Here is a 22,616-nt window from a genome sequence, read left to right on the forward strand (position 1 = left end):
TGACCGTCCGCGCCGCGGAGTTCAGTGCCCCGTGTCGTCGTGCCGGTACACCTGGCCGCCCTTCATCACGAACCGGACGTCCTCGGTGACGCCGATGTCCGTCAGCGGGTTGCCGGGGACCGCGATCACGTCCGCCAGGAGCCCCGGTTCCAGGCGGCCCCGGTCGTCCGCGTCGATCAGGTCCGCCGCCACGGTCGTCGCGGCTCGGATCGCGCCCAACGGGGTCATGCCGCGGTCGACGAGGGCCAGCAGTTCCTTGGCGCCCCGGCCGTGCGGGACCGCGGGGGCGTCTGTGCCGCAGGCGACGCGCACCCCGCGCTCGATGGCCCGGGCGATCGTCGCCTTGGCCCGGGGGAACACGTCGGCGGCCTTGGCCTGGAGCTCCGGCGCCGCCTTGGAGACGTCCATGCCGTCGGCGATGTATGTGGTGGCCACCAGGAACGTGCCCCGCTCGACCATCAGGTCGAGGACCTCGTCGCTCGCCAGGAAGCCGTGCTCGACGCAGTCGATGCCCGCGTCCAGCGCGGCCCGGACCGCCGTGTCGCCCATGCAGTGCGCGGCCACCTTCAGCCCCGCCCGGTGTGCCTCGTCGACGATCGCCCGCAGTTCCTCGTCGGAGTACTGCTGGGCGCCGGCCGGGCCGGTGTGCGACATGACGCCGTTGGACGCGCAGACCTTGATGACCCGGGCGCCGTGCTTGATCTGGTAGCGGACCGCCTTGCGCACCTCGTCGACGCCGTTGGCGATGCCCTCCTCGACGGTCAGGGGCATGATGTGCGGCGCGAACGCCTGGAACATCGTCGGGTCCAGGTGGCCGCCGGTCGGGGTGATGGCGTGGCCCGCCGGGACGACCCGCGGCCCTTCGATCCAGCCCAGGTCGATCGCCTTCTTCAGGGCCACGTCCAGGAGCAGCCCGCCCGTCTGCACGAACAGGCCCAGGTTGCGTACGGTCGTGAAGCCAGAGTGGAGCGTCCGGCGGGCGTTGGCCACGGCACGGAGGGTGCGTACGGCCGGGTCGTCCTGGACCGGGTTCAGTGGGCTGCGGTGGTCCGGGCCGCCGAGCAGGAGGTTGACCTCCATGTCCATCAGGCCCGGCAGGAGTGTCACATCGCCGAGGTCGATCTCCACGGCGTCCTCGGGGACCTTCGCCGGGGCCAGCGCGGTGATGCGCTCGCCCTCGATCAACAGGTCGCCCGGCTCGACGAGTTCGCCCTTGTCGATGTCGAGCATGCGGGCGGCGCGGAGCCGGACGGGCGGCTGAGGGGCGCGGGGGCGGGGCATCAGACGGCCGGCTCGACTACGGCGTCGATGCTCGCGGCCCCGGTGTCGGGGACCTTGGGCTGACGCCACGCCTCGACCGAGAAGGCGACGGTCACCAGGGCGCAGAACAGCCACAGCAGGTGCTTGTCCGGCTCGGAGATGTCCTCCATGGAGACGTTCTGGAGGTACTCGGTGCCGTCCCTCAGCAGCGGGAACGCCGTGGCGTAGAAGGCGTCGAGCTCGTCCATGGTCGAGGCGATCCGCTTGGCGTAGCGGGCCTTCTCGGTCGGGATCGCCCAGTCGGCGAAGGGCTCCAGGGCGGCGAACTCGGGCGGGAAGACGCAGGGCGGGGTGGTGGGAGCAAGGGGGGTCATGGGTGGGCCTCCTCAGGACGCGGTGCGCTGCTCGTGGTCGTCTACGTACTGGCGGGCGGTCTGGTGCAGATGCCGCAGGAGAACCTCCTGGTCGTTGAGCGGGAACTCCTGCACCGCGCGCGACTCGAGCATCGTCTGCGTCGCCTCCAGCGTGTTGCCGTCCTGGAGGCCGTACTCCTTGAACGAGACGACGGCCAGCTCCTGCTGGAGCCGCTGGAAGGCGTTCTCCGGAGGGACGAAGTAGCAGGTCGCCTCGAAGATGTGGGTGTTGTGGGCGGTCGGCCAGTAGTGGTAGGTGAGCACCCAGTTGGGCCGCCAGATCAGCAGCATGAAGTTGGGGAAGAAGACGAACGAGTCCATGCCCCAGCGCTCGTCGCGGGTCGGGTTGATGGCGGGCGGCAGATCCTCGGTCGCCACGCCGATGTCCGGGAACTCCCACGGCCCGAACAGACCGCTGCGCAGGGCGCCTTCGATGGGCTTGACCATCTTGCGGTCGTGCGGCGGGGCGATGCCGCCCCAGGAGGACACCATGCTGTGCGGGCCGTCGATGTCGTAGTGCAGTGCCTCGTAGCCGTACTTCTGGATCTTGCGGGCCTCTTCGGCCATGTACTGGCCGGCGTGCAGGATCGGCGCGTGGTAGAACTCGGCGAAGGCGTCGATGAACAGCTTCCAGTTGGCGCCGATCTCGGCCCGGTACTTGTGGGCCTGGGTCATCTTGTGGAACGGGTAGCCCTCGATGCCGTTCGCGAACTCGCCGAGGAACTCCCGTAGCGGGGTGCTGTTCTCGGGGTCGAGGTTCACGAAGATGAACCCCTCCCAGACCTCCGTCTGTACGTGCTTCAGCCCGTACCGCGACTTGTCGAGGTCGAAGAACTCCTGCTCCTGCTGGACGAAGGCGAGCTTGCCCTCCAGGTCGTAGCGCCAGGCGTGGTACTTGCAGGTGAACTGGCGGCAGACCCCGCTGGTCTCCTCGCGCGGGAAGTCGTTCCACACGAGCTTGTTGCCGCGGTGCCGGCACACGTTGTGGAAGGCGCGTATCTCGTCGTCCGTGCCCCGCGCGACGATGACCGAGGTGCGGGCCGCGTCCAGCTCCTTGGTGAAGAAGCTGCCCCGCTTGGGGAGTTGCTCGACGCGGCCGACGTTCAGCCAGGTCCGCCGGAAGATGGCGTCCCGCTCGCGTTCGTAGTGCTCGGGCGAGATGGAGTCCTCGTAGCTGACCGGCTCGGTGCCGATCTTGAGGTGCTCGGTCCAGCTGCCCGCTTCGGGCTTCTTGAAGTGCGCCATGGGGTCTGGTCCTCCAGTCGGCTGTACGGAGGGACGATAATCTGAATCTCTCCGTATGAGAATGCTATTCTCGCCCGCGTCGGAGCGTCAAGAACCCGCCACGTACGGATAGATCCGCGTGAAGTCGGCACCCGGTTCGACCTGCGCGAACCGCTCCCACAGCGCCCCGACCGCGTCCCCGATCGGGCCCGCGCCCGCCCCCGCCCCCGCCTCGCGCAGATAGAGCTGTACGTCCTTGCTCATCAGGGAGCTGGTGAAGCCGGCGGCGTAGCGGCCGGTGAGGACGTGGCCGGGGAACTTGTCCTCGGTGGCGGCGCTGCGGCCGCTCGATCCGTTCAGCACGTCCAGCATGGTCGCCATGTCGAGGCCGGCCGCGAGCCCGAAGGCGATGGCCTCGCTGGTGGCGGCGAGGGTGGTGGCGGACAGGAAGTTGTTGGCGAGCTTGAGTGCCTGGGCCATGCCGGGGCGGGCGCCGACCCGGTGGCGGCGGTCGCTCAGACCGGCCAGCACCTTCGCGACCCGGTCGCAGTCGTCGTCCGAACCCGCGTACATCACGGTGAGGGTGCGGGCACGCGCGCCGGCGACGCCGCCCGACACCGGAGCGTCGACATAGCCGACCTTCTCCTCGGCCAGCAGTTCGGCGAGGGTCCGGGCGGCGGTGACGCCGATGGTGGAGGTGTCGACGACATGGCGGACGCGTCGGTCGTCGGCGGCGAGGACCGCGCGGGCGACCTGTTCGCAGGCGGTGCCGTCGGGGAGGCTGAGCACCAACACGTCGGCTCCGCGGGCGACTTCGGCCACGTCGGGGGCGTAGGCAGACCCTTCGGGCGCCCGCCGGGGGCCGAGGGCGTCGTGGGCCAGCACGTCATGCCCCGCGGCCACGAGGTTCGCGGCCAGGACGCCGCCCATGTTGCCCAGGCCCACGAAACCGACGGTCACCGCTCCCTCCTGACGGCCGTGACGACCCGGCGCGCCGAACTCCCCGCCGGTACACCGGCGTAGGCGGCGATCTGGAACAGCAGCTCGTCGACCTCCGCGTCGGTCACACCGGCGCGGGGCGCGCTCTCCGCATGGATACGGAACTCCTCCATCCGGCCGAGGGCGGCGGTCATCGCCAGGACGAGGAGGCTGCGGTCCCGTGAGCTCAGGCCGCCACGGGTCCAGACTCCCCACGCCGTCGCGGTGAGGTAGTCCTGGAACTCGACGGCCACGGGGCCCGGGTCGGCGGTGGCGCCGTCGACGTAGGCGTCACCGAGCACGGCACGGCGGATGGCGCGGGCGGCGCTCAGCGCCTCGGACTCTTCCATGGGTCTCCCTGGATCACCGTACGAGAATGGCACTCTCTGAAACATGCAGTCACGATTCCAGCAAATGGAGAATTGTGCTACCGTCCCTCGGCGTCAGGGCCCTGACCGACAGAGAGCCGAGCAGACGTGGACGACTTCGAGGCGATCGACTTCTTCCGGGACGCGGCGGTCGTCGCGGACCCCTACCCGTACTTCGACGCCCTGCGCGGGCGGTGTCCCGTGCGGCGTGAGAGCCACCACGACGTGATGATGGTGACCGGGTACGACGAGGCGTTGCAGGTCTACAACGACACCGACGCCTTCTCCGCGTGCAACTCCGTCTCCGGCCCCTTCCCGGGCTTCCCGGTCCCGCTGGAGGGCGACGACGTCAGCGGGCTCGTCGAACGGCACCGCGACGAGCTCCCGATGAGCGACCAGCTGCCCACCCTGGATCCGCCCACGCACACCGACCACCGTGCGCTGCTGATGCGGCTGATCACCCCGAAGCGCCTCAAGGAGAACGAGGCGTCCATGTGGCACCTCGCCGACGGGCTGCTGGACACCTATCTCGCCCCGGGCGAAGGGGAGTTCATCGGCGGGTTCGCCGGGCCCTTCACCCTGCTCGTCATCGCCGACCTGCTCGGCGTGCCCGAGGAGGACCGCCAGGAGTTCATGGCGAAGCTCCAGCGCCGGCCGCAGACCGAGGCCGGGATCGGCAGCACGGGCGACGACACGATGGGCCTCTCCCCGCTGCACTATCTGTACGGCCGCTTCACCACGTATGTGGAGGAGCGGCGCCGCGAACCGCGCGCGGACGTGCTGACCGGGCTGGCCACCGCGACCTTCCCGGACGGATCCACGCCCGAGGTCGCCGACGTGGTCCGGGTCGCCGCCAACCTCTTCGCGGCGGGCCAGGAGACCACCGTCCGCCTGCTCAGCGCGGCGCTGCGGCTGATCGCCGAACAGCCCGAGCTGCAACGGCTGTTGCGTGCCGAACGCGACCGCATCCCGAACTTCGTCGAGGAGACCCTGCGCGTCGAGAGCCCGGTCAAGGGCGACTTCCGACTGTCGAAGACACCCACGACGGTCGGCGGGGTAGCGATCCCGGCGGGCACCACGGTGATGGTGCTCAACGGCGCCGCGAACCGCGATCCGCGCCAGTTCGAGAACCCGGCCGCCTTCGACGTCACCAGGGCGAACGTGCGCCGGCACATGGCGTTCGGCCGCGGTGTCCACGCCTGCCCGGGCGCCCCGCTGGCCCGCGCCGAGGCCCGGGTGACCATCGAACGACTGCTGGACCGCACCTCGGACATCCGCATCTCCGAGCGCGCGCACGGCCCGGCCGACGCCCGCCGCTACCAGTACGTCCCGACCTTCATCCTGCGCGGGCTCACCCACCTCGGCCTGGAGTGGAGCGAGGCCCGATGAAGGTCACCGTGGACGACGACCGCTGCCGAGGGCACGGAGTGTGCTGCTCGCTCTGCCCCGAGGTGTTCGACATCGGCGACGACGGCTATGCCGTGGTCGAGACCCCGGACGTCCCCGCCGAGTTCGAGGACGTCGTGCGCTCCGCCGCCGGGATGTGTCCCGAACGCGCCATCACCGTCAGCTGACCGCACCGACTTCGAGCTTCGAGGAGAGCCATGCCGAAGGCGTACGTCATCGTGACCGAGGCCATCGAGGACCCGGCCGGCATGGCCGCGTACGGCCGCGCCGCCGGGCCCTCGCTGGCCGAGAGCGGGGCCGCCGTGCTGGCCGCCGACCCCTCACCCCAGGTCCTCGAGGGCGAGTGGCACGGCGACCAGACCGTCGTACTCGAATTCGAGTCGGTGGAAGCGGCCCGCGCCTGGTACGAGTCACCCGCCTACCAGCGGGCGAAGCCGCTGCGGCAGGCGGCGGCCGAGTCCCACGCCGTGCTCGTGACCGGCTTCGTCATGCCTGGCGCGTAGCCAGGGCGGCGCACACCCCGCCGTCCACGAGCACGTCCACGCCGGTCAGGAACGACGCCCCGTCGGAGAGCAGGAAGGCGACGACGGAGGCGAGTTCCTCGGGTCGCCCCTCGCGGCCAAGCGCCGATCCCGCCACGAGCGCCTTCATCGACGGATGGTGCTCCGCCTCCCGCAGGCCTTGCGGGGTGGCGACGATGCCGGGCGACACCGAGCAGACGCGGGCACCGACGGGTCCGACGCGCACGGCCTCCCGCCGGACCAGGCGGTGGACGCCGCGCTTGGCCCAGGAGTAGGCGACGCCCGGATCCTCGACGGCGGGACCGAGGGCGCCGCGCAGACGGTCCGGGAAGTCCGCGGCGAGCGGGTCCGCGAGTGCCGCGTCCGCCGCCGGGTCCGGCTCGGGGATGCCGATGTGCGCCGCCATCGAGGCGAAGCACACGGTCGCCGTCCCGGTGGTGGCGAGCGGGCGCAGCGCCTCGGCCAGCAGGGCCGTACCGACCAGGTCCACGGTGAGGATGCGGCGCCAGTCGGCCATGGTCGGTGAGATGCCGGCGGCGTGGGCGACGGCGCGGAGGGTGCCGAGTCCGCGGGCGTGGTCCGCGAGCCGCGCGAGCCCCTCACGGTCGGTGATGTCGAGGGCGTACGGCTCGACGGCCGCGCCCTGTCCCGAGAGCGCGTCGGCCGCCTCGGTCACCGTCTTGTCGTCCAGGTCGACAAGCAGCAGCCGGTCGACCGTGCCGGTGAGCCGGCGCGCGCACTCCAGGCCCATGCCACGGCCTGCCCCGGTCACGATCCCCACCGTCGTCATGACGCCACCCCTTCGCTCGTTCAGAACCGCTCCAGCACCGGCTGGAGTTCACGGCTGACGAGCTCGACGAGCGGTCCGGTGCCGCTGCGGTGGAAGGCCCAGTACGGGGTGCCGTCGGGCCGTCTGCCCACGGCCTCGGTCGTGTAGCCGTACCGGGTGAGTTGCGCGGAGTCGGCGGTCACGTCGTCGGACCAGTAGCCCAGGTGGTGGACGCCCGAGCCCGGCTCCCACAGCGTGCCCGGGATGCTCCGCACGAGCTCCAGACGGGGTGTGGTCGTCGAGTACACGTTCCTGAGGTCGAGCACGGTGTCCCCGGCCGGCAGGCTCACCGTCACCTCCGCGCCCGTCTCGGCGCACCACTCGTGGCCGAAGAGGGCCGACAGCTCGGCCGCCGCCGCGGCGAGGTCGTCGACGATCATCCCGACGTGGAACTGATCTGCGGCCTTCATCGGCCCACCTCCTGATCGACACTGCGGAGCAGAAATCGTGTGATGTGGTCGACGTCGGCCGCCGTGGGCCGCTCCCGTCGCCACAGGTGGTCCGCGAGCCGGCCCACGGTCGCGTGGGCGGCCAGGGACGCGTCCAGGTCCGGGTCGGTGCTGCCGAGTTCGGCGTACGGCTCCCGGAGCAGCGTCGCCAGCAGGCCGGCGGCGGTCGGCGGGCCGGCGAGGAAGCCCTCGGCCACCGTGCCCGCGTTCCACATCACGGCGAGGGTCGTCGCCGCGGTGTCCTCGTCCATGGCCTGGGAGAGGACACCTTCCACCCAGCGGCGGACCTTGCCCCGCGGGGTGGGTTCCCTGGCCATCCGGTGGGCGAGGTAGCCGCACAGGCGCTGGGCGCCGTCCTCCATGAGCGCGGCGACCAGGGCGTCCTTGGAGCGGAAGTGCCGGTAGAAGGCCTCGTTCGACAGTCCGGCCGCCGCCACGATGTCCGCCACGCGCGGCCGTGAGGTGGTGCCGCGGTCCCGCATCACCTCCAGGGCCGCGTCGAGGAGGGCGCGCACCTCGGTCGTGTAGTGGGCCCCCCGATCCGCCAGGGCACGCTGCGCGATGCGCTCGGCAACGTCGTTCCGTGACTGGGGAATTGTGTTCTCGCTCATGAGAACGCTATTCTGGCAGCCGCCGGAAGGAGACACAATGTCGTGGGACTTCGAAACCGAACCCGAATTTCAGGCACAGCTCGACTGGGCCGACCGCTTTGTGCGGGAGGAGGTCGAGCCCCTTGATCTCCTGTGGGACGGCCTGCAGTTCACCCCGCCCGACCCAAACCTCCGCCGGGTCCTCGACCCGCTGAAGAAGGAGGTGCGCGCCCACGGACTCTGGGCCACCCACCTCGGCCCCGACCTGGGCGGCGAGGGCCACGGACAGGTCAAGCTCTGTCTGCTCAACGAGATCCTGGGCCGCGCCTCCTGGGCCCCGATCGTCTTCGGCTGCCAGGCCCCGGACACCGGCAACGCCGAGATCCTCGCACACTACGGCACCGAGGCGCAGAAGGATCGGTATCTGCGGCCGCTGCTGGAGGGGGAGATCTTCTCCTGCTACTCGATGACCGAGCCCCAGGCCGGCGCCGACCCCAAGGAGTTCACCACGCGGGCGGTACGGGACGGCGACGAGTGGGTCATCGACGGCTGGAAGTACTTCTCGTCCAACGCCAGGACAGCCGCGTTCCTCATCGTCATGGCGGTGACGGACCCCGAGGGCGACCCGTACAAGAGCATGTCGATGTTCCTCGTCCCGGCCGACACCCCCGGGATCGTCATCGAGCGGAACGTCGCTCTCGCGGGTGAGCCGCAGGACCGGGGCTCGCACGCGCTCGTGCGCTACGAGGGCGTACGGGTTCCGGCGGACGCGCTCCTCGGCGGGGAGGGCCAGGCCTTCGTGATCGCCCAGACGCGGCTCGGCGGCGGCCGGATCCATCACGCGATGCGGACGATCGGGCTGGCGGGCAAGGCTTTCGACATGATGTGCGAGCGGGCGCTGAGCCGGCGGACGCAGGGTGAGCGGCTCGCCGACAAGCAGTTCGTGCAGGGGCACATAGCCGACTCCTGGGCGCAGCTCCAGCAGTTCCGCCTTGCCGTGCTGCACACCGCCTGGAAGATCGACAAGTACAACGACTACCGCAAGGTCCGCAAGGACATCGCCATGGTCAAGGTCCTGCTGCCGGGCGTCCTGCACGACATCGCACACCGTGCGATCCAGGTCCACGGCGCGCTCGGCGTCAGCGGCGACATGCCGCTGTTCCGGATGCTGCTGGGCGCGAGCGTCCTCGGCATCGCCGACGGACCGACCGAGGTCCACAAAGTGACGGTGGCCCGGCAGGTCCTGCGCGACCACAGGCCGAGCGACGACCTGTGGCCGAGCGCCTACCTGCCCCGGCGCGTCGAGGCGGCCCGCGCCAAGTACGCCGAGTTCCTGGAGGCCTGATGCTCGACATCGAGCGCCTCGCGACCTGGCTGGACGAGTCCGGGCTGCCCGGCAAGGGCGAGCCGATCGAGCACGCCTACGTCTCCGGCGGCGCCCAGAACGAGATCTACGAGGTCCGCCGCGGTGAACTCCACTGCGCCCTGCGCATTCCCCCGACCGCCGCGCCGGCCGCCCGGGACGAGGGCATCCTCCGCGAGTGGCGGATCATCGAGGCGCTGAACGGCACGGACGTCCCGCACACCGAGGCGATCGCGGTCTGTACGGACCCGTCGGTGCTGGGGCGCACCTTCTATCTCATGGAGTTCGTCGACGGCTGGTCGCCGATGAACACACGACAGGGCTGGCCGGACCCCTTCGACACCGACCTCGCGGCGCGGGCGGGGCTGGCGTACGCGATGACCGAGGGCGTGGCGCTCCTGTCACGGGTGGACTGGCGGACGAAGGGCCTGGCCGACCTCGGCCGCCCCGACGGTTTCCACGAACGCCAAGTCGACCGCTGGACGCGCTACTTGGAGCGGGTGAAGGGACGCGAACTGCCCGGCTTCGAGGCCGCGGCGACCTGGCTGCGCGCCCACCGGCCCCTCGACTACGTCCCCGGGTTGATGCACGGCGACTACCAGTTCGCCAACGTCATGTACCGCCACGGCGCCCCCGCCCGCCTCGCCGCCATCGTCGACTGGGAGATGGGCACGGTCGGCGACCCCAAACTCGACCTCGCCTGGATGCTCCGCGGCTGGCCCGACGACACGAACGCCCCCGAGGCCGCCACAGCCCTGTACGTCGACCTCACCGGCATGCCCTCCCGCGACGCCCTGATCCAGCACTACTCCGAGGTGTCCGGCCGCCAGGTCGACGACATGGACTACTACGACGTCCTCGCCCAGTGGAAGCTGGGCGTGGTCCTGGAACAGGGCTTCCAACGGGCGGGCGACAACGAGAAGTTGCAGGCGTTCGGCCCGATGGTGCTGGACCTCATGAAGAGCGCGGCGGAACTGGCGGAGACGACGCGCTACGGGGCGTGACGTTTCAGTCCCGGCGGGAAGCGTTTGGGGGAGGTGAAGACCGGGCCGGCGTCGCTCACGGTGACCGCGTAACCGACCCGCCGTGCTGTACCTGGAGGATTCTTCGTGGTCGACCCGGACGACCGGGCGGTCCTCCTGGGAGTCGTGGGCTTCCTCACCCCGGTCACAGCTGACTTCTTCCTGGCTGGTGGCTTGTTCTTCTCGCCGCGCTCGTCATCGCTCCCCCGGCGCTCGGCCTGGCCGATCTCATCGACCGTGCCTCTTACGACAGTTGCTCAACAGCTGATGCCCCTCACAGTCCGAGTGACTTGGCGATGATCACCTTCATCACCTCGCTGGTGCCGGCGTAGATGCGGGTGATGCGGGCGTCGGCGTACAGGCGGGAGATCGGGTGTTCCGCCATGTAGCCGTAGCCGCCGAAGAGTTGGAGGCAGCGGTCGACCGCCCGGGCCTGCATCTCCGTGCAGAAGAGCTTGACCCTTGCCGCGTCCGCGCCGGAGAGTTCGCCGGCGACGAGTTCGAGGACCGCGCGGTCCAGCATGGCCTGGGCGGCCTCGATCTCGGTGGAGACGGCGGCGAGTTCGAACTTGGTGTTCTGGAAGGAGGCGACCGGTCTGCCGAAGACCTGGCGCTCCCGGACGTAGTCCGCTGTCACGTCCAGCGCCGCCCGGGCCTGGGCGACCGAGCCGACCGCGACCGTCATCCGTTCCTGCGGGAGGTTGTGGCCGAGGTAGCCGAAGGCCGCGCCCTCCTCCCCGAGCCGGTTGGCCACCGGGACGCGGACGTCGTGGAAGGCCAGCTCGACGGTGTCCTGGACCTTGATGCCCATCTTGTCGAGGACCCGGCCGCGGGTGAAGCCGGGCATGCCGTCCTCGACCACCAGCAGCGTCAGTCCGGCCCGGCGGTCGTCGGGGTCGGTGGCGGTGCGGGCCACCACGATCACCAGGTCGGCGAGCAGGCCTCCGGTGATGAACGTCTTGGCGCCGTTCACCACGTACGCGTCGCCGTCGCGGACCGCCGTCGTGCGGATGCCGGCGAGGTCCGAGCCCGTGCCGGGTTCCGTCATCGCGACGGCCGTCAGCAGCCGCCCCGCCGCGAGGCCGGGGAACCAGCGGCGGCGCTGCTCCTCGTCGGCGTACGTGAGGAAGTACGGGAGCACGACGTCGAGTTGGGTGCGGACGGTGCCCAGGGTGACCAGCGCCCGCGCGGCCTCTTCCTGGAGCACCACGTTGTAGCGGTAGTCGTCCAGGCCCGCCCCGCCGTACTCCTCGGGGATCGCCACGCCCAGCATGCCCAGCGCACCCAGGCGTTCGAACAGGGAGCGCGGCAGGCGGCCCGCCTTCTCCCACGCCGGGTAGTTGGGGACCACCTCCTTGGCCACGAAGTCCCTTGCCAGCTTGCGGAATTCGTCGTGGTCGGCGGTGAAGACATCTCGGCGCACGAGGGGACCCTCCCGGTCAGGAAACGAGTTCCACGAGCGTGGCGTTGGCCGTGCCGCCGCCCTCGCACATGGTCTGAAGGCCGTAGCGCAGGCCCTGGGCGCGCATGTGGTGGATCATGCGGGTCATCAGAACCGCGCCGGACGCGCCGAGCGGATGGCCGAGCGCGATGGCGCCGCCGAGCGGGTTGACCAGGGCGGGGTCGGCGCCCGTCTCGGCCAGCCAGGCGAGCGGGACCGGCGCGAAGGCCTCGTTCACCTCGAAGACACCGACCTCGGCGAGGCCGACACCGGCTCTGCGGAGCACCTTCTCCGTCGCGGGGATCGGGCCGGTGAGCATCAGGACCGGGTCGGCGCCCACGACGGCGCCCGCGCGGTAGCGCACCAGCGGGGTAAGACCCAGTTGCCGCGCCTTCTCCGGTGTCGTCACCAGCAGGGCCGCCGCTCCGTCGGAGATCTGGGAGGAGTTGCCCGCGTGGATCACCCCGTCGTCGCGGAAGGCGGGCTTCAGCGCGGCCAGCTTCGAGACGGTACTGCCCCGTCGTACGCCCTCGTCCGCAGCGGTCGATTCCACGGGAACGATCTGTGTGTCGAAGGCGCCCGAGTCCAGTGCGGCCGCGGCCCGTTCGTGCGACTGCACCGCGTACTCGTCCAGCCGGGTACGCGACAGGCCCCACTTCTCCGCGATCTTCTCGGCGGAGATGCCCTGGTTGAAGGAGAAGTCCCGGTAGCGGGCGAGCACCTTGGGCCCGTACGGCATTCCCGTCGCCCGTGCCGAGCCGAGCGGCACCCGGCTCATCACCTCGACCCCGCCCGCGACCACCACGTCCTGCTGGCCGGAGATGACCGACTGCGCGGCGAAGTCGAGCGCCTGCTGGCTCGAACCGCACGCCCGGTTGACCGTCGTGCCGGGGATCGACTCGGGCCAGCCGGCCGCGAGGACCGCGTAACGGCCGATGTTGCTCGACTGGTCGCCCACCTGCGACACACAGCCCCAGACGACGTCGTCCACGACCACCGGATCGATGCCGGTGCGCGCCACCAGCGCTTCGAGGACCATGGCGGACAGGTCGGCGGCGTGCGTGTCGGACAGGCCTCCGCCCCGTTTGCCGACCGGGGTGCGGACGGCCTCGACGATCACTGCTTCGCGCATGACGGGTCCTCCGAAGGTCGGTACCAGCGGCCGGTGAAGCGCGGCTCGCGGTTCTCCGCGAACGCCGCGTACGCCTCCGGTACGTCGGTCGTGGCGAAGTTGGCCGCCTGCGCGCGGGCCTCCCCGGCGAGCGCCTCGCGCAGGGTGCGGTCGGCCCCCTCGTTGAGGAGGGCCTTGGTCTGGGCGAGGGCCACGGGCGGGCCGGCGGCCAGCCGGTCGGCGAGGCCGGTCACGAACTCGTCGATCCGGTCGGGCGGCACCACCCAGGTGACGAGGTTCAGCGATCGTGCCTCCTCCGCGTCGATCATGTCGGCCAGCAGGGCCAGTCGTTTCGCCTGTTGCAGTCCCACGAGTTTCGGCAGCAGCCAGGTGCCGCCGCAGTCCGGGGAGAGCCCTCGGCGCGTGAAGATCTGCGCGAAGCGGGCCTGCGGAGTGGCCACGACCAGGTCGCAGCCGAGGGCCAGGTTCCAGCCCGCCCCGACCGCCACGCCGTCGACCTTGGCGATCGTCGGGACCGGCAACTCGTGCAGCAGGGCGGCGACTTCGTTGAGGGCGCGGAGTTTGTCGAGGGGATGCCTGGTGTCCACGGACTTGAGGTCGGCGCCCGAGCAGAAGGCTCCGCCGGCTCCGGTGAGCACCAGAGCCCGTACCCGGTCCTCGGTCGCTCGGACGAGCGCGTGCCGCAGGGCGCCCCAGAGTTCGGGGTCGATCGCGTTCTTGCGGTGCGGCCGGTTCAGGGTGAGGGTCCGTACGCCTCCGGTGTCGGTCGACAGCAGTACGGTCACTCGACGGTCTCCCCTTCGGTCGCACCGAGTTCGGCGAGGATCCGTTCGGTGTGCTCGCCCAGGCCGGGAACAGCACCCATCGGGGGCTCGTAGCCGGCGATGACCGGGGGCGGCAGGAGCGCGGGCACCGGGCCGCCCGGGGTGTCGATCGTGCGCCAGCGGTCACGGGCCGCCAGGTGCGGATGGGTGAGGACTTCGCGGGGCGTGTTGTAGCGGGAGTTGCCGATGCCCGCCTCGTCCGCGCGGTGCTGGACGTACGCCAGTTCGTGCCGGGCGCACCAGGCGCCGATCGCCGCGTCGAGCAGCGCGCGGTGTTCCACCCGGCCGGGGTTGGTGCGCAGGCGGTCGTCGTCCGCCAGGTCGGGCCGGTGCAGGAGGTCACGGGCGAGCCGCTGCCATTCACGGTCGTTGGTCGTGCCGAGGACGACGGTCTGGGCGTCCGCGGTCCGGTAGGCGCCGTACGGGGCGACCGCGGGCGAGCCGAGTCCGATCGGTTGCTGCTCCACACCCGAGTGGCGGGTGTAGGTGAGCGGATAGCCCATGAGCTCGGTCATGGTGTCGAACAGGCTCACGGCGGCGGCACCGCCGCGGTCCCCTCGGCGCTCTCCGGCGTACAGCAGCGCCACGACGGTCAGCGCCGTGTAGAGCCCGGTGCCGGCGTCCGCGATGGGCGGGCCCGGTTTGGCCGGGGCTCCGGGGTGGCCGGTGATCGCGCAGACCCCCGACTCGGCCTGGACGAGGAGGTCGTAGGCGCGTTTGTGGGAGAGCGGGCCGCCCCGGCCGTAGCCGTCGATCTCCACCGCGATCAGCTCGGGGTGGCTGGTGGCCAGGTCGTCGGGGGCGAGGCCGAGTTTGGCGGTGGTGCCGGGCGTGAGGTTGGAGACGAGCACGTCGGCGCGGTCCAGGAGACGGTGCAGGACGGTCATCCCCGCCTCGGACTTGAGGTCCAGCGCGATCGACTCCTTGCCGCGGTTGGCCCAGACGAAGTGCGCCGCCTGGCCGTTCACCACCTGGTCGATGTGGCGGGCGGAGTCGCCTCCGTCCGGGTTCTCCACCTTGATGACCCGGGCGCCGAGATCGCACAGCACCCGGGTGCACAGTGGCGCGGAGACGGCCTGTTCCAGGGCGACCACCGTGACGCCCGCCAGCGGCCCCCGCGTTCGCGAGTCCGGCATCAGATCACCAGGCCCCCGTCCACCGGCAGCACCTGCCCGGTGACGAAGGAGGCCGCGTCGGAGGCCAGGAACACGAAGGCGCCGGCGACCTCGGCGGGCTCGGCCCAGCGGCCGAGCGGGATGCGGGCCAGCATGGTCGCGGCGAACTTCTCGTTCGTGCGGATGGTCTCGGTCATCGGGGTCGCGGCCAGCGGTGCCAGGGCGTTGACCTTGATCTGCCGACGGGCCAACTCCCGCGCCAGGGACTTGGTCATGCCGATGATCGCGGCCTTGGCGGCGGAGTAGTTCACCTGGCCGAGGGTGCCGGTCAGGCCCGCCGAGGAGGTGACGTTGACGATGCGTCCGGTGCCGTCCACGGGCAGGTAGGGCAGGGCGGCCTGGGAGCAGGTGAAGGTGCCCAGGACGTGGATGTCGAGGATCCGGCGGAAGCTCTCCTCGTCGAGGTCCGCGAACATGGCGGGGGCGGTGACGCCGGCGTTGTTGACCAGGATGTGCAGGCTCCCGGCGGCCATCTCCGCCGCCCTGGACACCGCCGCGTCGGCCGCGTCCCGGTCCCGTACGTCCAGCGCGGCGCTGTCCGCCGTACCCCCTGCCGCCGTGATCTTCCCGGCGACGGCGGCGGCCCCCGTACCGTCCACGTCGGTGACCAGGACGGCCGCGCCCGCCTCCGCGAGGGCGTGCGCGACCGCCGCTCCGATACCGCCTGCCGCGCCCGTCACCAGCGCCGAGCGGCCCGTGAGGTCGAACAGTCCGCTCACTTGGCGGCCGCCGCGGCCGCCGCCCGGGCCTTCGACCGGAAGGACGCCAACTTCTCGGCGGGCTCGACCAGTTGGTGGCTGCGCGAGCGCACGCTGACGTCGTGGCCCTCGGCGGCCTTGCGGAGCGCGCCGACCGTGGCCTGCTCGCGCGGGAGGTGGGCGAAGGGGTCGAAGGAGTACCAGCGCATCGCGTTCTCGTAGGTGATCTTCGCGGCGTCGGAGTCCGGGACGTCACAGGACTGAAGTACGTCGTGGAGCTGTTCCGGCGCGTCCGGCCACAGGGAGTCGCTGTGCGGGTAGTCGCCCTCCCAGCAGATGTTGTCGATGCCGATCTCGTGCCGCAGCCGGACACCGAGCTTGTCGGTGATGAAGCAGGTCAGGAAGTGCTCGCGGAAGACCTCGCTCGGCAGCTTGCCGCCGAAGTCCTGGAGGGTCCACGTGGAGTGCATCTCGTAGGTGCGGTCCAGGCGCTCCAGGAAGTACGGGATCCAGCCCGTGCCGCCCTCCGACAGGGCGATCTTCAGGTCGGGGAAGTCCTTGACGGGGCGCGACCACACCAGGTCGGCGGCGGCCGAGACGATGTTCATCGGCTGGAGGGTGATCATGACGTCGGGCGGGGAGTCGGCGGCCGGTATCGCGAGCCGGCCCGAGGACCCGATGTGCACGGACATCACGGTGTTCGTGTCGGACAGGGCCCGCCACAGCGGGTTCCAGTACTCGTCGTGGAAGCTCGGATAGCCGAGCACGGCCGGGTTCTCGGTGAAGGTCAGCGAGTGGCAGCCCTTCGCGGCGACCCTGCGGACCTCGGCCGCGCACAGTTCGGCGTCCCAGATCGCGGGTAGCGCCATGGGGATGAAGCGGCCGGGGTAGGCGCCGCACCACTCGTCGATGTGCCAGTCGTTGTAGGCGCGGACCAGCGCGAGGGAGAAGTCCGTGTCCTCGGTGGCGAAGAGCCGGGCCGAGAAGCCGGGGAAGGAGGGGAAGTTCATCTGGGCGAGGACGCCGCCCGCGTTCATGTCCTTCACGCGCTCGTGGACGTCGTAGCAGCCGGGGCGGATCTCGTCGAGGCCCTGCGGTTCGACGCCGTACTCCTCCTTGGGGCGCCCGGCGACCGCGTTGAGCGCGGAGTTGGTGATGGTGACGCCCCTGAACTGCCAGACGTCGGTGCCGTCGTCGCGGTGCACGAGTTGCGGGGCGTCTTTTCGGTACCGCTCCGGGAGGTGGTTCACGAACATGTCGGGCGGCTCGATGATGTGGTCGTCGACGCTGATGAGGATCATGTCGTCCTTGAGCATGCGCGTGCCTTTCAGTCGGAGGCGGGCAGGGGCTTGGCGGCCTTGACGGTCATGGGGGCCCCGTCGCAGGCGAGTTCGCCCGCACCGGCGCTGGTGCACAGCAGCTCGAGGGTGCCGTCGGCGTCGACGTAGCGCTTGCCGAGGAGGGTGTCCGGCTCGGCGCTCGTGGCGGGTGCGGGGGGTGCGCCGGTCACGGGGATCATCGGGGCGCCGCCGCAGGTGAGCTGCGGGCGCCGGTCGGCGGGGGCGCGGACGACGACCACCCTCGTGCTGCCCCGCGCGTCCGCCAGCTGGTCACCGGGGCGCAGCATCGGTGCTGGTGAGGTCATGGTTCAGGTCCCCTTCGCAGAGACGGTCGGCGAGTACGGCCAGGTCGTGGGACTGGCGGGCCATCCAGAACCGCAGGAAGCCGGTGAGCGAGTAGCGCAGGAACAGTGCCGCGCCGACGACCGTCGTGGCGATGCCGCCGAGGCCGAGGGCGAGGCCGTCGCGCTGGTCGAGCGGGTTCTGGGTGTTGTGGGTGACGAAGTACGCCGACAGCGCGAGCACCAGCCCTACGACCATCAGCGAGCCGCCGACGCGGAGCCACAGGGCGGTGCGGGCGGCGGCCGGGTCGGGGACTCTGAGCTCGGACAGTTCTCGGACGAAGCGGTCCGCTCGGGAGTCGGTACGTGGCTCGGTGGGTGTCATGCGGAACTCCCCAGGTAGAGGGCGGACAGTTCGTCGCGCAGGCCGTCGTCGGGGCTGCCCTGCCGTCGGACCCGGCCGCGGACCATGACGGCGGCGTGGTCGGCGATGCCGAGGACGGCCGCCGCGAACTGCTCGACTACCAGGACGGCCACGCCCTGCCGGGCGATCTCGGCGACCTGCTCGTAGAGGCGGGAGACGACCAACGGGGCGAGTCCCATGGACAGTTCGTCGAGGAGCAGCACGGCGGGGTCGGTGGCCAGGCCGCGGGCGAGGGCGAGCATCTGCTGTTCGCCGCCGGAGAGGGTGCCGGCCGTCTGTCCGGCGCGTCGCGCGAGCACGGGGAAGCGTGCGAAGGCTGTCTGCTCGATCTCCTCACGGGTGCGGCCGGTGAAGGTCATCATCAGGAGGTTGTCGCGCACCGAGAGGTTGGGGAAGACTCCGCGGCCCTCGGGGATGAGGCAGATGCCCGCGCGGGCGAGGTCGCGGGGGTCGGCGCCGGTCACCTCCCGTCCGCCGACGAGGAGTTGACCGGAGAGGACCGGGTGGAGCCCTGCGGCCACCCTCAACGTGGTGGTCTTTCCGGCCCCGTTGGGTCCGAGCAGTGCGACGACCTGGCCGGCGGCGACGGTCAGGTCCACGCCGTGCAGGACGGTGAGTCCGTCGTGGGCGGCGCGTATCGCGCGCAGTTCGAGCAGGTCGTTCACGCGTCCCCCAGGTAGGCCGCCAGCACGGTCTCGTCGGTGCGGATCACCTCGGGCGGTCCCACGGCGATGACCTTGCCGAGGTCGAGGACGTGGACCTCGTCGCACACGCTCATCACCAGTCCCATGTCGTGCTCGACGAGGACGACGGCCGTCCCGTCGTCGGCGAGCGAGCGCAGCAGCGCCGCGAACCGCTCGGTCTCCTCGCCGTCCTGTCCGGCGGCGGGTTCGTCGAGGAGCAGCAGGTGCGGGCGTACGGCGAGGGCGCGGCCGACCTCGACCAGGCGGGCCGCTCCGGTGGGCAGGGTGTCGGCGCTCGCGTCGGCGATGCCGGTGAGGCCGAGGCGTTCGAGGATGCCGTCGGCGACCCGCTCGGCCCTGTTGTGTTCGGGGCCGAGTTCCGCGGCGACGAGGAGGTTGTCCCGCACGCTGAGCCGGCCGAAGAGCTCCAGGCGCTGGAAGGTGCGGGCCAGTCCGTGCCGGGCGCGGCGGGCGGGGCCGAGGCGGGTGACGTCCCGGCCGTCGAGGACGACCTTGCCGGTGGCGGGTCTGCGCAGCCCGGACACGACGTCGAACAGGGTGCTCTTGCCCGCCCCGTTGGGGCCGATGAGGCCGGTGACCCGGCCGCGTTCGGCGTGCAGCCCGACCCCGTCCAGGGCCCGGTTGCCGCCGAAGGCGACGGTCACCGCGCTAACTTCCAGCAGTGGCACGGGCCAGCACCTCCCCGTCCTCGGGACGCCAGGGACGGCGTACGCCCCACCACTCGACCGGGACGTCCGGCTCGGTCCTCGGGGCCCGGCGGGCGGCCGCGTATCCGCGCAGGGCGTACGCCAGGACCAGTGAACCGAGCAGGAACGTCCAGCCGTTGACGACGTCGGTCAGTGTGAGGACCCAGCCGAGGGCGAGTCCGGCGAGCAGCGCGGGCAGGGCGACGCGGTCGCGGCCGAGGGACTCCCAGTCCTGCCGGAACCTGGTGATGATGCCCTGTGGGCTGTGGCCGAGGCCCATGCCGGCCAGGGCGGGCAGGACGCTGACGATGTTCTGGGTCCAGGCGGCCACGCCGATCAGCAGGTTGGGGCCGATGAAGGCGGTGCCGGCGAAGAGGCCGTTGCCGACCGCGCCGAGTCCGCCGATGACCGCGACGAGGAAGACGGGCAGGCCGGCGACGAGGTTGAACTGCTCGGCGGTGATGGAGCGTTGCTGCATGCCGTAGAGGGCGCCGCCGAGGCCGGCGATGCCCGCGGACAGTGCGAAGACGAGGACCTTCGTGATGAGGAGGTTGCCGCCGAGCGTCGCGAACGCCGCCTCGCTGTCCCTGAGGGCGATCAGGCGGCGCCCGAAGCCGCTGCGGCGCAGCCGGGCGACGCCGAGGGAGGCCAGGCCCAGGCAGACCGCGGCCAGGATCATCAACTCGGCCTCGGAGTCCAGTCGTAGGCCGAGGAGACGGGGGCCGGTCATCTCCACGGAGCCCTGGTCGAAGAGGGCGATCCGCACGCCCAGCACCTCGAAGGCGGGCAGGGTGAAGATCCACCGGTCGAGGACGACCGCGAACGCCGCCGTGCCCAGGGCGAGATAGACGCCGGAGAAGCGGAGGGCGGGGACCGCGATCAGGGCTCCGGCGGCCGCCGACACGGCGATCGCCGCCGCCAGCGCCCACAGCTCGCCGTGGGCGCCGAGGTGTCCCCAGACGACGGCGCCGATGCCGGCCATGCTCAGCTGGCACAGGGAGATCTGGCCGGCGTACCCAGCGAGGGGGACGTAGGAGAGGGCGACGATGCCGAGGGAGAAGATCGGGCCGTAGGTGACGAGGTCGGCGTCGCCCAGGGTGGTGGCGAGGACGACGGCGAACGTGACGGTCGCCAGCGCGAAGACGGCCGTGCCGCGCGGGGTGGGGGCGGGGACCGGGACCAGTCGGCGGTCGCGGCCGCGCAGCCGGGGGTGGCGGAAGACCAGCAGCGCCAGGAAGAGCAGCAGGGCGGGGGCCGCCAGGCGCAGGCCGGGGAGGTAGTCGTTCTGCGGGAGGTATCCGGTGAGGTAGCTCTCCAGGCAGCCGACGACGATCGCGCCGGCGAAGGTCAGCGGCAGGCTCCGCAGCCGGCCGAAGACGGCGGCGGTGTAGGCGCTGACGATCAGCAGGGAGAGCTGGGAGGCGTCGAGGGCGACGGTCGGGGCGATCAGTATGCCGCCGACCGCGGCGAGTTGGGTGCCCAGTATCCAGGCGACCCGGCTGGCCCGGACCGGGTCTGCGCCGGTCAGCTGGACCAGGGCGCGGTCGTCCACCGTGGCCCGCATCTCGGCGCCGGTGCGGGTGCGGTTGAGCAGGAACCACAGGCCCGCCGCGACCGCCACGGCGACGGTCATGGTGAGGGCCTGGTGCCAGGTGACGGTGGCAGGTCCCAGGTGGAAGGGGTCGCGGTCGGCGAAGAACACCCGCAGCGGGCGCGGGACGTCGGGGTCCCAGATCCAGCGGGCGGCGGCGATGGCGCCGCTGAGCAGCGCCACCGTCATCACCAGCCGTTCGGCCTCGCCGAGGCGCTGCACGGGCCGCATCAGGACCCGTTCCACGGCGAGGCCGAAGCCCGGGGCGAGCACCAGCAGCACCGCGGCCAGGGCCACCGGGACCGGCCAGCCCCAGCCGACGGTGAACTGCCAGTAGCAGAAGGCCGCCAGCATACCCGCCGCCCCGTGCGCGAAGTTGAACACGCCGGTGGTGACGTAGGTGAGGACCAGACCGCTGCCGATCACCGCGTAGATGGCGGCGGTGCTCAGGCCGACGATCCCGAAGGTGAGGAACTGTTCCATCAGCTCACGTCACTTCACGTCGCTCATGCTCTTGCCGACGTCCGCGAGGGTGAGGGGCTTGCCGTAGTCGCCCTTGAACTTGTAAGCGGGGGCGTCGCAGCGGTAGGCGCCCTGGTTCGGCTCGAAATCGGCCGGCTCCCAGCCCTTCGAGGTGGCCTTCTCGATGTTGAAGCAGGTCAGCGGGGCGTCCGACTTCGACAGGTCGACCGGCGCGAGCAGTCCGCCGCCCGTCCACGCGGTCTCCTTGCGGGCGGCCTCGTAGACGCAAAGGCGGGTCAGGGCGTCGCCGCAGCTTTTGGCGGACTTGGCGAACAGCGCCCAGGCCGCGAAGCCGCGCAGGGCCGGCAGGGTGACCTGGGCCTTCGGGGCGTACCTCTTGAACAGCTCGACGACCTGCTCGGTGGCCGGGTTGTCGGCGGCCTTCTCCAGCGGGTACACGCCGCTGAGGTCGGCCAGGTTGTTCTGGAAGTCGAGGGACTTGCCCGCGAGTTGGAGGAAGGCCGGGCCGTAGGAGTTGTTGTTGGCGTCGATCCAGTCGAGCTTGTAGTTCATACCGGTCAGGACCTGTTCCAGCTTGGTCAGGCTGACCATGTCGCCGTTGAAGATCAGGCCCTTGACGCCCTTGCTCTTGAGGGCCTGGGCGTACGGGGTCCAGTCGGAGACGCCCTGGGTGGGGTAGAGGTCCTTGTAGACGATCTTCGCGCCGGCGGCCTGGAGGGCTTCCTGTGCCTCGGCGTTGATGACCTTGGTGACGGGGGCGTCGCCGCCGATGGTGCCGACGGCCTTGGCCGAGCCCGGGTAGCCCTCCTTCAGGAGCCACTCGTAGTAGCCCTGGTAGCGGCTGTAGGAGGCGCCGCCGGTGGCGTTGAGCTGAAGGTCCGAGCCGTTGTTCTGGATCTGGCTGACCTGGCCGGGGAAGTCGGGCAGCGTGCACTCCAGCCGGTCCTTGACGCCGAGGGCGTCCAGGGCCGCGCCGCCGCCGACGAGGGCGAAGTCCTCCTTGCAGGCCTCCAGCATCCGCTGGCGGACCTCCATCAGCCTGGAGTCGCGGGTGGTGGCGACGAGCTTGCGGCCGTTGACGCCGCCGGCCTCGTTGCACCAGGAGGTGAAGACCTTCGCCGCGTCCGAGAACTCGGACTTCTTGGTGAAGCCGACGTCCGAGAAGACACCGACCTTGATCTCGTCGGCAGTGACGCCCTGGGCGGGCGCGCTCTTCGCCGTGCCCGGGCCGCAGACGCCCTTCAGGTCGCCGAAGTCGCCGGAGGCCGCCTGCTGCGCGGCCTTGGTGGGGGTGCCGTCGCCGTCGGACTCGGCGGCGTCGTCGTGGCCGCCGCATCCGGCGACGGCGAGCAGTACGGCCGCCGTCAGGGCGGCGGGGATTGCCTTGACTCTCACGGGGTTGCCTCCAAGGTG

At 71.2% G+C, this 22,616-nt stretch carries 25 protein-coding genes; 5 read left to right on the forward strand and 20 right to left on the reverse strand.

Annotated features, from left to right (window positions below; all coding sequences use genetic code 11):
* Nucleotides 1-21 precede the first annotated feature (21 nt).
* The 5 genes from ABKA17_RS07065 to ABKA17_RS07085 form a co-directional block, all read right to left on the reverse strand.
* Nucleotides 22-1,281: a metal-dependent hydrolase family protein gene (locus ABKA17_RS07065; protein ID WP_353691006.1), complete on the reverse strand. Its 1,260-nt coding sequence runs from the start codon at nucleotides 1,279-1,281 to the stop codon at nucleotides 22-24.
* Complete coding sequence (locus tag ABKA17_RS07070) at nucleotides 1,281-1,634, reverse strand: hypothetical protein (protein WP_353691007.1); 354 nt, start codon at nucleotides 1,632-1,634, stop codon at nucleotides 1,281-1,283. The genes ABKA17_RS07065 and ABKA17_RS07070 overlap by 1 nt, the downstream gene beginning before the upstream one ends.
* Before the next feature lie 12 nt (nucleotides 1,635-1,646).
* Nucleotides 1,647-2,918, reverse strand: a complete 1,272-nt coding sequence (locus tag ABKA17_RS07075) for an aromatic ring-hydroxylating oxygenase subunit alpha (protein WP_353691008.1) — start codon at nucleotides 2,916-2,918, stop codon at nucleotides 1,647-1,649.
* Between the two features lie 87 nt (nucleotides 2,919-3,005).
* A complete protein-coding gene (locus ABKA17_RS07080) occupies nucleotides 3,006-3,857 on the reverse strand; it encodes an NAD(P)-dependent oxidoreductase (protein ID WP_353691009.1) in 852 nt (283 codons plus the stop codon).
* Nucleotides 3,854-4,225 carry a carboxymuconolactone decarboxylase family protein gene (locus tag ABKA17_RS07085; protein ID WP_353691010.1) on the reverse strand — a complete coding sequence of 124 codons (372 nt, stop codon included), beginning with the start codon at nucleotides 4,223-4,225 and terminating at the stop codon, nucleotides 3,854-3,856. The genes ABKA17_RS07080 and ABKA17_RS07085 overlap by 4 nt, the downstream gene beginning before the upstream one ends.
* Nucleotides 4,226-4,351: 126 nt before the next feature.
* Between ABKA17_RS07085 and ABKA17_RS07090 the strand changes: the two genes are divergently transcribed.
* The 3 genes from ABKA17_RS07090 to ABKA17_RS07100 are packed head-to-tail and all read left to right on the forward strand — an operon-like array spanning nucleotide 4,352 to nucleotide 6,153.
* The gene (locus ABKA17_RS07090; protein WP_353691011.1) at nucleotides 4,352-5,632 is read left to right on the forward strand and encodes a cytochrome P450; all 1,281 of its coding nucleotides are present in this window, start codon (nucleotides 4,352-4,354) and stop codon (nucleotides 5,630-5,632) included.
* Complete coding sequence (locus tag ABKA17_RS07095; protein WP_353691012.1) at nucleotides 5,629-5,817, forward strand: ferredoxin; 189 nt, start codon at nucleotides 5,629-5,631, stop codon at nucleotides 5,815-5,817. Before ABKA17_RS07090 ends, ABKA17_RS07095 begins: the two co-directional genes overlap by 4 nt.
* Before the next feature lie 30 nt (nucleotides 5,818-5,847).
* Nucleotides 5,848-6,153 carry a DUF1330 domain-containing protein gene (locus tag ABKA17_RS07100; protein ID WP_353691013.1) on the forward strand — a complete coding sequence of 102 codons (306 nt, stop codon included), beginning with the start codon at nucleotides 5,848-5,850 and terminating at the stop codon, nucleotides 6,151-6,153.
* On the opposite strand, the gene ABKA17_RS07105 is transcribed toward ABKA17_RS07100, so the two are convergent.
* Genes ABKA17_RS07105 through ABKA17_RS07115 form a run of 3 tightly spaced genes read right to left on the reverse strand, consistent with a single transcriptional unit; the run spans nucleotide 6,137 to nucleotide 8,060 of the window.
* On the reverse strand, nucleotides 6,137-6,961 hold the full coding sequence (locus ABKA17_RS07105) for an SDR family oxidoreductase (RefSeq protein ID WP_353691014.1): 825 nt from the start codon (nucleotides 6,959-6,961) through the stop codon (nucleotides 6,137-6,139). The two genes, ABKA17_RS07100 and ABKA17_RS07105, sit on opposite strands and share 17 nt — an antisense overlap.
* 20 nt (nucleotides 6,962-6,981) lie before the next feature.
* Complete coding sequence (locus tag ABKA17_RS07110) at nucleotides 6,982-7,410, reverse strand: VOC family protein (protein ID WP_353691015.1); 429 nt, start codon at nucleotides 7,408-7,410, stop codon at nucleotides 6,982-6,984.
* Complete coding sequence (locus ABKA17_RS07115; RefSeq protein ID WP_353691016.1) at nucleotides 7,407-8,060, reverse strand: TetR/AcrR family transcriptional regulator; 654 nt, start codon at nucleotides 8,058-8,060, stop codon at nucleotides 7,407-7,409. The genes ABKA17_RS07110 and ABKA17_RS07115 overlap by 4 nt, the downstream gene beginning before the upstream one ends.
* A gap of 37 nt (nucleotides 8,061-8,097) precedes the next feature.
* Between ABKA17_RS07115 and ABKA17_RS07120 the strand changes: the two genes are divergently transcribed.
* On the forward strand, nucleotides 8,098-9,384 hold the full coding sequence (locus ABKA17_RS07120) for an acyl-CoA dehydrogenase family protein (RefSeq protein WP_353691017.1): 1,287 nt from the start codon (nucleotides 8,098-8,100) through the stop codon (nucleotides 9,382-9,384).
* Entirely contained in the window at nucleotides 9,384-10,406 is a 1,023-nt protein-coding gene (locus ABKA17_RS07125; RefSeq protein ID WP_353691018.1) for a phosphotransferase family protein, read from the forward strand. Before ABKA17_RS07120 ends, ABKA17_RS07125 begins: the two co-directional genes overlap by 1 nt.
* Before the next feature lie 292 nt (nucleotides 10,407-10,698).
* On the opposite strand, the gene ABKA17_RS07130 is transcribed toward ABKA17_RS07125, so the two are convergent.
* Genes ABKA17_RS07130 through ABKA17_RS07185 form a run of 12 tightly spaced genes read right to left on the reverse strand, consistent with a single transcriptional unit; the run spans nucleotide 10,699 to nucleotide 22,598 of the window.
* Nucleotides 10,699-11,847 carry an acyl-CoA dehydrogenase family protein gene (locus ABKA17_RS07130; protein ID WP_353691019.1) on the reverse strand — a complete coding sequence of 383 codons (1,149 nt, stop codon included), beginning with the start codon at nucleotides 11,845-11,847 and terminating at the stop codon, nucleotides 10,699-10,701.
* Between the two features lie 16 nt (nucleotides 11,848-11,863).
* Nucleotides 11,864-12,997: a thiolase family protein gene (locus ABKA17_RS07135; protein WP_353691020.1), complete on the reverse strand. Its 1,134-nt coding sequence runs from the start codon at nucleotides 12,995-12,997 to the stop codon at nucleotides 11,864-11,866.
* Nucleotides 12,982-13,782 (reverse strand): enoyl-CoA hydratase/isomerase family protein, encoded by an 801-nt coding sequence (locus ABKA17_RS07140; RefSeq protein WP_353691021.1) that lies wholly within the window; start codon nucleotides 13,780-13,782, stop codon nucleotides 12,982-12,984. Before ABKA17_RS07140 ends, ABKA17_RS07135 begins: the two co-directional genes overlap by 16 nt.
* A complete protein-coding gene (locus ABKA17_RS07145) occupies nucleotides 13,779-14,957 on the reverse strand; it encodes a CaiB/BaiF CoA transferase family protein (protein ID WP_353691022.1) in 1,179 nt (392 codons plus the stop codon). Before ABKA17_RS07145 ends, ABKA17_RS07140 begins: the two co-directional genes overlap by 4 nt.
* Nucleotides 14,957-15,715, reverse strand: a complete 759-nt coding sequence (locus ABKA17_RS07150) for an SDR family NAD(P)-dependent oxidoreductase (protein WP_353691023.1) — start codon at nucleotides 15,713-15,715, stop codon at nucleotides 14,957-14,959. The genes ABKA17_RS07145 and ABKA17_RS07150 overlap by 1 nt, the downstream gene beginning before the upstream one ends.
* Nucleotides 15,712-17,010 carry an amidohydrolase family protein gene (locus ABKA17_RS07155; RefSeq protein ID WP_353691024.1) on the reverse strand — a complete coding sequence of 433 codons (1,299 nt, stop codon included), beginning with the start codon at nucleotides 17,008-17,010 and terminating at the stop codon, nucleotides 15,712-15,714. Before ABKA17_RS07155 ends, ABKA17_RS07150 begins: the two co-directional genes overlap by 4 nt.
* 11 nt (nucleotides 17,011-17,021) lie before the next feature.
* Entirely contained in the window at nucleotides 17,022-17,339 is a 318-nt protein-coding gene (locus ABKA17_RS07160) for a hypothetical protein (protein WP_353691025.1), read from the reverse strand.
* A complete protein-coding gene (locus ABKA17_RS07165) occupies nucleotides 17,305-17,700 on the reverse strand; it encodes a hypothetical protein (protein ID WP_353691026.1) in 396 nt (131 codons plus the stop codon). The genes ABKA17_RS07160 and ABKA17_RS07165 overlap by 35 nt, the downstream gene beginning before the upstream one ends.
* Complete coding sequence (locus ABKA17_RS07170) at nucleotides 17,697-18,404, reverse strand: ABC transporter ATP-binding protein (protein ID WP_353691027.1); 708 nt, start codon at nucleotides 18,402-18,404, stop codon at nucleotides 17,697-17,699. The genes ABKA17_RS07165 and ABKA17_RS07170 overlap by 4 nt, the downstream gene beginning before the upstream one ends.
* Complete coding sequence (locus ABKA17_RS07175; protein WP_353691028.1) at nucleotides 18,401-19,087, reverse strand: ABC transporter ATP-binding protein; 687 nt, start codon at nucleotides 19,085-19,087, stop codon at nucleotides 18,401-18,403. Before ABKA17_RS07175 ends, ABKA17_RS07170 begins: the two co-directional genes overlap by 4 nt.
* 4 nt (nucleotides 19,088-19,091) lie before the next feature.
* Complete coding sequence (locus ABKA17_RS07180; RefSeq protein ID WP_353691029.1) at nucleotides 19,092-21,203, reverse strand: branched-chain amino acid ABC transporter permease; 2,112 nt, start codon at nucleotides 21,201-21,203, stop codon at nucleotides 19,092-19,094.
* A 9-nt stretch (nucleotides 21,204-21,212) separates the two neighbouring features.
* Entirely contained in the window at nucleotides 21,213-22,598 is a 1,386-nt protein-coding gene (locus ABKA17_RS07185; RefSeq protein ID WP_353691030.1) for an ABC transporter substrate-binding protein, read from the reverse strand.
* Nucleotides 22,599-22,616: the final 18 nt, after the last annotated feature.

The sequence above is a fragment of the Streptomyces sp. RG80 genome (assembly GCF_040446465.1).
Classification (GTDB): Bacteria; Actinomycetota; Actinomycetes; order Streptomycetales; family Streptomycetaceae; genus Streptomyces.